Below are 8,075 nucleotides of genomic sequence, written 5' to 3'. Positions count from 1 at the left end.
CCGTTGTTGTCGGCTTGCATGGAGTTGGAGCGGTCCGGCCACCCCGAAGGGCTTGGCGTTTACTTTCTCGGTAAGCGGGTTATCGGCGACACGGTACAGGATCACTGCCCAACCAAAGCCATAGTCGGTCAAGGGGTGACTTCACCCCTTGCGGGGAAGCCGCCCGGCTGGGGCAGAGCCCCAATGAGGTTGCAAAGACCGCCGACTCGTCGGCGCTATATCGTGTCAGTAGTCCCGGCTGCTGCTTCGAACCGTCTCGGATGGGGGTCGGGAATCAGGTTTGAACCGGTCGGGTCGTTACCGGCGGGGGTACGTTAAGACGCCCAAACAACTACGCAGCATTAACTAAACGGAGAACCACCAATGGAATACACAGAAGAACAAGTCGTCAGCCTCATCAACCAAATCTTGATCACTGACATATCCCTCACAGTGCTCTTTGCCCTGTGCGTATTGCCTGTCATCAATCAGCTACTACGTCTACTGATCGACCTGCTGCCTATCCGACTGCGTAAAGTCCAGGCAGAGAATGAGAAGCTTCGTCTCATGCTCACATTGGCAACTAACGCCCCTGAAGAGCTTCAGAGCCTGTCTGAGCAGGCTGGTCGCATCATCACAGAAACGGAGCAGCAAACCATATAAGCAGGTTTAGAGACGCCCTGCGCCGCTGGTAACGATGCTATGCGAGGCGCAGGCGGCGCGGGGCGACACCCCGGTCACGTTCCCTGTAGCACGTGACACAAACAACACTAAATACGCTGGTTAAACAGTGGTTACAAGGTAGTTATTTCATAAGGTGAGTTATGAAACTGAAGCATGCAGATCGATACGACACTTGGCTCTATGAAGAAAACGAAAAAGGCCGTCTTTTCTGTTCAACGGACTTTCAACAAGACCTCTCCAAAGTAAAACTGCTACTCAGCTCTGTGGATACCGTTCGTCAACTCTATCGTGGAACACTCGACCAGGATCGCTTTGAAGAACTCGACCAGGAATACGAAGAAGCCCGTAACGAAACCCGTATAGTGCACCTACACGGTTTTGACTTTGTAGTCCGTCCTGGTGGCGCATCCGGCTATAAAATACGCCTACAGAACAACGAAGTAGGAATCATCTGCTTTGTAAAAACACACTTCGCAGAATCCTGTCGCACGGGAACACACCTAAAAATAGAGTGCTCCCCTAAACTACTGCTTACCTCTACACCTGAAGAAGTACAGTCCTACATGGACGGTATCGCAGCAGAACTCCTTCAGGAAGACTTCATATACGGCGGTGTAGCCTTACATCTCGCCCTTGATGTCCAAGGTTATGAACCCGTTAAAAACTTCTCAGATCGCATCGTATGCCGTTCTAATCGCCTGTTTGCTCGCGATGGCATCGACCGGGCAGAAATGACACTCGGTGAAGTCTCCGTACAGTACGGCAAAGGCCAATCTTTCACCTTCGGATCAGTTAACGCTCTACAGTTTGCCCACTACAACAAATCCAAAGAGATCATCAGCTCCGATAAACGCGACTTCATGCACGCTGCATGGTCCGGTGAAATGTCCCGCAACTGGACTCCCGACCAATACGGCTTCGATCCTGACTATGGCGACGTATGGCGTCTTGAATTTCGTTTCAGTCACCAAGTCCTCAACCAGTTCGATGAAGGGTTTCAAACCCTTCCAAACAACAGCGTTAAGGACATCAGAATGAAGTCCTACGCCCAAGCCTTTGAACACCTCGGCGCACTCTGGGAATACGCAATGGAACAGTTCCAGCTTCCCGAAGGCAAGTTCTATAACCCTCACTGGTCCCTGTTCATGCTCGATGCCGACTTCAACCGTCATCACCAAGACGTCATCTACAAACGGGTACGAAAGGAACCTGGAATAGACAACGCTCGAAATGTTGCCTTAGCCTTGGGCAACATCCTCTCCATCCACGCACGGCACGGCTACAGTGCAGGCCGAAGCATCGACTACCTACGCAAAACCGGCATCTGGGATGACGTCTTGGGATACCTCCGAGAACGTAAGATCAGTCTGGAAGAGTTTAACGAGAGTTGGCGGGACAGGCTTCTAGAGCGACGAATGCTTAAACATGCTGCTTAGTGTTGCGTTACGCGACAAATTGTCGCAAAATGATTTTGCGCCTGAAATGATACTGACTAATGATACTGAAACTGAACGATGATACTGAAACTGAACGATGATACTGAAACTGAACGATGACACTGAAACTGAACGATGACACTGAAACTGAACGATGACACTGAGAAGGCGCACGGAGAGATGAAATGGCAACTAGTGTTCGCTTAGACGACGAGTTCGTCGAGAACGTTAAAATTCACTCGCATGTTTCTAGCCGTACAGTGCCGAAACAGATAGAACATTGGGCCAAGATTGGCGAGATTGTCGAAGAAAATCCCGATCTGTCCTATGAGTTCATCAAAGAAGCACTGCTAGCGCGCGAAGAGATTGCGGCTGGTAAGGTATCCAAATATGTACGAAGGACCAAACGGGGCTGAAATCCAGGTTTTAGAGTCTCGCACATTCACTAAATCGCTTAATAAGCTTAGTGAGGACGTATTGACTGTGGTCGAGGATGAGATTGAAAAGATCATCGTCAATCCGGAAATAGGAACTAGAAAGAAAGGTGATCTTAGTTATTTGTGGGTCCACAAATTCAAGATTGAAGGGCGTGAAGTCCTGCTTGGCTATAGCTGGAATGAAGGTAAGCTTGAGCTTCACTTGTTGAACCTTGGACCACATGAAAACTTCTACCAAGCGATGAAAAAGCGCAGGAAGGCTGATTTGAAGATCATCGGCGATTAGGGCTCCCTCGGGAGCCTTTTTCTTTTGCGGCGAGTTGGCCGGTGGCGAGGTTCAATTGGACATTTTTTTTGAGTGTCCACATTTGGTCCACTTTGACCACGTATAACCATCTTTCATCCAGCGGCGAAATCTCTATAGCCCGCTAAACTACTGACTACCACATATAACCATCATTTAGCGCGTTTCTTGTACGGAATTGTTGATTTATGCCTAAATGATCGAATTTTTGCCGACTTTCCGTTGCAAGACCGATCAGGATATGAACAATACCGCGAGTTTGTACACTATACGAAAGTCGCGACACTAATTAGAGATTGCAATGCAAGAGAAACAATCAATTCACGGTTCCTGGGCGAACCGATGGATCTTTATCCTGGCAGCGACCGGATCCGCTGTTGGTTTGGGTAACATCTGGAAGTTTCCGTATATCACCGGCGAGAACGGCGGCGGTGCTTTTGTTCTCGTTTATCTGGTCTGTATCCTGCTGGTAGGTGTACCTATCATGATGGGGGAAGTGCTGATCGGCCGTCGTGCGCGACAGAGCCCGATCAACGCGATGCGTGAAGTCGCGAAAGAATCCGGTCACAGCGGTACGTGGTCGCTGGTGGGTCTGATGGGGGTTCTTTCGGGCTTCATGATCTTTTCGTTCTATTCCGTTGTTGCGGGATGGGTGCTGTATTACATCGCGGGTATGGGCAAAGGGGACTTTGTCGGTATTGGTGGCGAACAGGCCGGTGCAGTCTTTAATGGCCTGCTGGGCGACTGGGAAAGTCTGCTGATCTGGCACACTGTATTCGTCGTGATGGTAATGACCGTTGTAGCGGGTGGGGTTAACAAAGGTCTGGAGCGTGCAACCCGCATCATGATGCCGGCGCTGTTTGTGCTGTTGCTGGTGCTGCTGGGTTACTCCATGAACACCGGGCATTTCTCCGAAGGTTGGAACTTCCTGTTCGAGTTTGACGTTAGCAAGTTGAGCTGGGATGCAGTGCTGGTTGCATTGGGTCACTCCTTCTTTACCTTGTCTCTGGGGATGGGCGCGATCATGGCGTACGGTTCCTACATGCCTAAGAAAGCATCTATCGGCGGCACGGTAATGACCATCGCTGCGATGGATACGCTGGTAGCGCTGATTGCCGGTCTGGCAATCTTCCCGATCGTATTTGCAAACGGCATGGATCCCGGCGCAGGTCCTGGTCTGATGTTCGTGACCCTGCCGGTAGCATTCGGTCAGATGGCGGGCGGTCAGTTGTTCGGCTTCCTGTTCTTCGTGCTGATTGGTGTAGCGGCATGGACCTCTGCGATCTCCCTGATGGAGCCTGCCGCAGCGTACATGGTGGAAAACTTTGGTATGAGCCGTGTGACCTCCTGTGTAATCCTGGCCTTGACGGTATGGGGTTTGGGTATCCTGGCGCTGGGCTCGTTCAACTTCATGTCTGATGTCACTCTGTTCGGCATGAATACTTTCGACTTCCTGGATTTCGCGACTGCCAACATCATGCTGCCGCTGGGTGGTATCTTTATCTCCCTGTTCGCTGGTTGGTTTGTGAAGAAGAAGGTCAGCCTGGACGAGCTGTCAATGGAAGAGAATGGTCAGTTCTACCTGTGGTACATCTCCATCCGTTTCATCGCACCGCTGGCGGTATCCATTATCTTCGTGGTTAACCTGTACCAGAAACTGGCAGGCTAAACTGTGCTTCAGGCGGCTGCCTTAGGGCGGCCGTCTTCTTGCTCTCCGTAATCCACTTTTCCTTCTCCGCCACGTCCGTGAAAATGCGGTGGAATCACGTATAATCACCGCGAACTGTTTTCAGAGGCCGTACAATGACGCAGGTTGATCGTAGCGCTTTGGTTCTGCATACCGCAGAGCAGATGTTTGATCTGGTAAATGATGTGGATAGTTATCCCCAGTTTCTGCCATGGTGTAGCTCCGTTAACGTTATTAGTCGCTCTGAAGATGAACTGGTTGCTACCCTGAATGTGTCCAAGGGCGGATTGAAATACAGCTTCACCACCCGCAACCGACTAACGCGTCCGACAGAGATGACAATGGAGTTGGTGGACGGTCCGTTTTCGGTGCTCTCCGGTGTCTGGACATTCAAACCGTTGAGTGACGAGGCGTCCAAGGTGGAGTTGAGTCTGGGCTTTGAGTTCTCCGGTAAATTGAGCTCTCTGGCTATGGGCAAGGTGTTCAACCAGGTTGCGACCACCATGGTTGAAGCGTTTGTGAAACGTGCTGACGAAATCTATTAACTCACAGGTATTCCCGATGATCCGAGTAGAAGTAGCGTACGCATTACCGCATGATCAGAAAATAATTGCGCTGCAGGTAGAGGAAGATTGTTCGGCGTACGATGCGGTGATTCGATCAGGTATCGTTGAAGCGTATCCTGAAATTGATCCGGACAATATTCCAATGGGGATTTTTGGCAAGGCGATCCGAGATCCTAAGGAGACAATCCTGAAGGAAGGTCAGCGTATCGAGCTGTACCGTCCATTGATTGCGGATCCGAAAGAAGCACGTGCGAAACGTGCAGCCAAGATGAAAGCTAAGAAAGAAGCTGAAGAGGCTGCACGTAAAGGGGAATAATTAGTTGGCGGCGCCAGGACGGTAGTCGCCACGCACGGCAACCAGTTTGTCGTCTTCGAATATAACCATCAGCGTTTGGCGGCCATAGTCGCCTTTGCCTTCCTGCAGGGTGTAAACGTAGTCCCAGCGGTTGGCGTGGAATGTATCGGTCAGCAGTGGTGTGCCCAACACGTAGCGAACCTGGCTACGGGTCATGCCTGGACGCAGCTGGTCAACCATTTCCTGGGTAACGACATTACCCTGTTGAACATCAATCTTGTACACACCCGGAAATCCGGAACAGCCTGCCAACAAAGTTATAAGGGCAATGCTAACAAGAACTTTTTGCATTTCTTTCTGGCTTCCACTTTCACAGTTAAATGCGGATAATGGGAGGCAGTGTATCATTCCGAGTCAGGAACAGCATAGAGAATTATTATGGCAATCGAAAATCAGGAACTGCGCAAGGCTGGGCTAAAAGTAACGCTGCCACGCGTTAAAATTTACCAGATCCTCGAAAAGGCAGAGGCTGGTGAGCACTTCAGCGCAGAAGATATCTACAAGCTGTTGATGTCTGCCGGTGAGGATGTAGGCCTGGCAACCGTATACCGCGTTCTGACTCAGTTTGAGGCAGCGGGTTTGGTGTCCCGTCACCACTTCGAAGGAGGCCACTCCGTATTTGAACTGGCACGTGACGATCATCATGATCATATGGTTTGCGTGAAGTCAGGTGTTGTACGTGAATTCAACGATCCACGTCTGGATGCGCTGCTGGATGAGATAGCCGAGAAGAACGGTTTTACTATCACCGACCGCACTCTTTACCTCTACGGTGTCTCCAAGGACGCGGAAGAGAAATAATCGATCACCCTCGCGCGATCAGTAGCCAATAAAAAAGCCAGCTTCAAGCTGGCTTTTTTATTCTGGACGGGACTAGGCCTTCATTTGGGTATCGCTCCGTGATGGCACAACCTGTGCGTTATCCCAACTCGATCGTTGGTTAGTGCGTGATCGCGCCGTTGAGCATCTCGCGGGCGTGCTCGATGGAGCGTTCGGTGATCTCGATCCCCCCCAGCATTCGCGCTACTTCCTGCACGCGTTCGTCGGTACGCAGGCGGTTGATGCGGGTAAAGGTCTGCTGTTTGCGCGCTTTCTTGCTGACAAACAGGTGTTGATGTCCCTGGGATGCCACTTGCGGTTGGTGTGTTACGCAGAGGACCTGGGTACGCTCACCCAATTGGCGCATTAGGCGTCCAACGACCTCCGCCACCGCACCGCCGATACCCACATCGACCTCGTCGAAGATCAGTGTTGGCGTGCTGGAGGTCTGGGCTGTGATTACCTGTATCGCCAAGCTGATACGGGACAATTCACCGCCGGAGGCGATCTTCGCCAATGGGCGTGCCTGCTGGCCTTTGTTGGTACTGATCAGGAACTCTACCTCTTCCAGCCCCGTGGCGTTGAGCTGATCGGTTTCGTACGGGGTGAGCTGCACGGTGAAGTTGGCCGCCAGCATACCTAAGTTATGCAGTTGTTCGTCTACTGCTTTGCTGAGTTTACGTGCGGCTTTGGCACGCATCGCGCTGAGCTTTTTCGCTTCCTCTCGGAATTGGTCCCTTTTCTGTTCGACATCGTGCTGCAGTTGTTCCAGCGCTTCGTCGCTGTTTTGCAGGTCGTGTAGCTCCTCTGCTAGTTCCTGATGCAGACGCGGCAGAGCTTCTGGCTGTACCTTGTGTTTGCGCGCCACATCGTAGAGTGTGGAGAGTCGCTCTTCTACTTCCATCTGGCGTTCTGGGTTCAGCTCAACGCCGTCGAGGTAGTGGCGCAGTTCGCTACCGGCTTCCTCAATCTGGATATGCGCACTATTCAGCATCTCGCTCACTTGTGTCACGCCCTGCTGATCGGACATATTGCCAAGCAGTTGCAGGCACTGGTTGAGCAGAGCCAGGCAGTTATCACCTTCTCCCTCAGTGGTCAGGGCCATCAGTTGGTGGCCGCTGTGCAAAATCTCCGAGGCATTGGCGAGTTGTTTCTGTTCCTGCTCCAGATCTTGCAGTTCACCCTCGGTGGGACTGATCTGGTCCAGCTCTTCGATCTGGTAGCTTAACAGTTGAATACGGGCAGCTTGCTCATCACTGGCTTCAGTCAGTTGGCGCAGTGTTTTATCCAGCTTGCGCCACTCGTTGAAAGTGCGCTGGGTTTTACCTGCCTGTATGCCCGCACCGGCGTATTGGTCCAACAGCAGGCGGTGGTGTTCTTTCTTCAACAGGCGTTGATGTTCGTGCTGGCCGTGAATGTCGATCAGGTGTTCGCTCAACTCCCGCACAGCGCCGATTGGGCTTGGACGATTATTGATGTAACAGCGGGATCGGCCTTCACGGGTAATCACCCGACGCAGAATGCATTCGCCATCCTGATCCAGTTCCTGCTGGTGCAGCCAAGCTTGGGCCTCTGGGATGTTGGAGACATCGAAACTGGCGGTAATCTCTGCCCGCTCGGCGCCGTTGCGCACAGCGCCACTGTCGGCACGGTCACCCAGGGTGAGGCCGAGAGCATCCAGCATAATCGATTTGCCAGCACCGGTTTCACCGCTGACCACGGTCATACCGTTCTGCAGTTCGAGATCAAGTTCATCAACGATGGCGTAGTCACGGATATTTATCTGATTCAGCATCGCACGGTTGCCT

10 protein-coding genes are annotated in these 8,075 nt (G+C 51.8%); 8 read left to right on the top strand and 2 right to left on the bottom strand.

Going from position 1 to position 8,075, the window contains the following annotated elements:
- Window positions 1-363 precede the first annotated feature (363 nt).
- The 7 genes from QKW35_RS01795 (at window position 364) to QKW35_RS01765 (ending at window position 5,409) form a co-directional block, all read left to right on the top strand.
- A complete protein-coding gene (locus QKW35_RS01795; RefSeq protein WP_282350389.1) occupies window positions 364-642 on the top strand; it encodes a hypothetical protein in 279 nt (92 codons plus the stop codon).
- Between the two features lie 161 nt (window positions 643-803).
- Window positions 804-2,099, top strand: coding sequence for a hypothetical protein (locus tag QKW35_RS01790; RefSeq protein ID WP_282350388.1), 1,296 nt, complete (start codon window positions 804-806; stop codon window positions 2,097-2,099).
- Between the two features lie 185 nt (window positions 2,100-2,284).
- Window positions 2,285-2,515: a TA system antitoxin ParD family protein gene (locus QKW35_RS01785; protein ID WP_282350387.1), complete on the top strand. Its 231-nt coding sequence runs from the start codon at window positions 2,285-2,287 to the stop codon at window positions 2,513-2,515.
- Window positions 2,490-2,822, top strand: a complete 333-nt coding sequence (locus tag QKW35_RS01780; protein ID WP_282350386.1) for a type II toxin-antitoxin system RelE/ParE family toxin — start codon at window positions 2,490-2,492, stop codon at window positions 2,820-2,822. The genes QKW35_RS01785 and QKW35_RS01780 overlap by 26 nt, the downstream gene beginning before the upstream one ends.
- Before the next feature lie 319 nt (window positions 2,823-3,141).
- Window positions 3,142-4,509, top strand: coding sequence for a sodium-dependent transporter (locus QKW35_RS01775; RefSeq protein WP_282350385.1), 1,368 nt, complete (start codon window positions 3,142-3,144; stop codon window positions 4,507-4,509).
- 134 nt (window positions 4,510-4,643) lie between these two features.
- Window positions 4,644-5,072: a type II toxin-antitoxin system RatA family toxin gene (locus tag QKW35_RS01770; RefSeq protein WP_282350384.1), complete on the top strand. Its 429-nt coding sequence runs from the start codon at window positions 4,644-4,646 to the stop codon at window positions 5,070-5,072.
- Between the two features lie 16 nt (window positions 5,073-5,088).
- The gene (locus QKW35_RS01765; protein WP_282350383.1) at window positions 5,089-5,409 is read left to right on the top strand and encodes an RnfH family protein; all 321 of its coding nucleotides are present in this window, start codon (window positions 5,089-5,091) and stop codon (window positions 5,407-5,409) included.
- Here QKW35_RS01765 and QKW35_RS01760 read toward each other — a convergent pair whose 3' ends face one another.
- The gene (locus tag QKW35_RS01760) at window positions 5,410-5,673 is read right to left on the bottom strand and encodes an outer membrane protein assembly factor BamE (protein ID WP_282350382.1); all 264 of its coding nucleotides are present in this window, start codon (window positions 5,671-5,673) and stop codon (window positions 5,410-5,412) included.
- A 153-nt stretch (window positions 5,674-5,826) separates the two neighbouring features.
- Here QKW35_RS01760 and fur point away from each other — a divergent pair, with 153 nt between their 5' ends.
- A complete protein-coding gene (gene fur, locus QKW35_RS01755; protein ID WP_282350380.1) occupies window positions 5,827-6,249 on the top strand; it encodes a ferric iron uptake transcriptional regulator in 423 nt (140 codons plus the stop codon).
- Between the two features lie 139 nt (window positions 6,250-6,388).
- Here the strand turns inward: fur and recN are convergent, their stop codons facing one another.
- Complete coding sequence (gene recN / locus QKW35_RS01750; protein ID WP_282350378.1) at window positions 6,389-8,062, bottom strand: DNA repair protein RecN; 1,674 nt, start codon at window positions 8,060-8,062, stop codon at window positions 6,389-6,391.
- Window positions 8,063-8,075 lie beyond the last annotated feature (13 nt).

The organism is Pontibacterium granulatum, assembly GCF_029961155.1.
In the GTDB taxonomy this organism is placed as follows: Bacteria; Pseudomonadota; Gammaproteobacteria; order Pseudomonadales; family Balneatricaceae; genus Pontibacterium; species Pontibacterium granulatum.
Note: the sequence above shows the minus strand (reverse complement) of the source record. Positions and strands in the feature narration are given on the sequence as shown.

What these genes read in the sequence shown, in the direction of transcription:
- QKW35_RS01795 (WP_282350389.1), top strand. Translation starts at nt 364, where the DNA reads ATGGAATACACAGAAGAACAAGTCGTCAGCCTCATCAACCAAATCTTG.
- QKW35_RS01780 (WP_282350386.1), top strand. Translation starts at nt 2,490, where the DNA reads ATGTACGAAGGACCAAACGGGGCTGAAATCCAGGTTTTAGAGTCTCGC.
- QKW35_RS01785 (WP_282350387.1), top strand. Translation starts at nt 2,285, where the DNA reads ATGGCAACTAGTGTTCGCTTAGACGACGAGTTCGTCGAGAACGTTAAA.
- QKW35_RS01790 (WP_282350388.1), top strand. Translation starts at nt 804, where the DNA reads ATGAAACTGAAGCATGCAGATCGATACGACACTTGGCTCTATGAAGAA.
- QKW35_RS01765 (WP_282350383.1), top strand. Translation starts at nt 5,089, where the DNA reads ATGATCCGAGTAGAAGTAGCGTACGCATTACCGCATGATCAGAAAATA.
- QKW35_RS01775 (WP_282350385.1), top strand. Translation starts at nt 3,142, where the DNA reads ATGCAAGAGAAACAATCAATTCACGGTTCCTGGGCGAACCGATGGATC.
- QKW35_RS01770 (WP_282350384.1), top strand. Translation starts at nt 4,644, where the DNA reads ATGACGCAGGTTGATCGTAGCGCTTTGGTTCTGCATACCGCAGAGCAG.
- recN (WP_282350378.1), bottom strand. Translation starts at nt 8,062, where the DNA reads ATGCTGAATCAGATAAATATCCGTGACTACGCCATCGTTGATGAACTT.
- fur (WP_282350380.1), top strand. Translation starts at nt 5,827, where the DNA reads ATGGCAATCGAAAATCAGGAACTGCGCAAGGCTGGGCTAAAAGTAACG.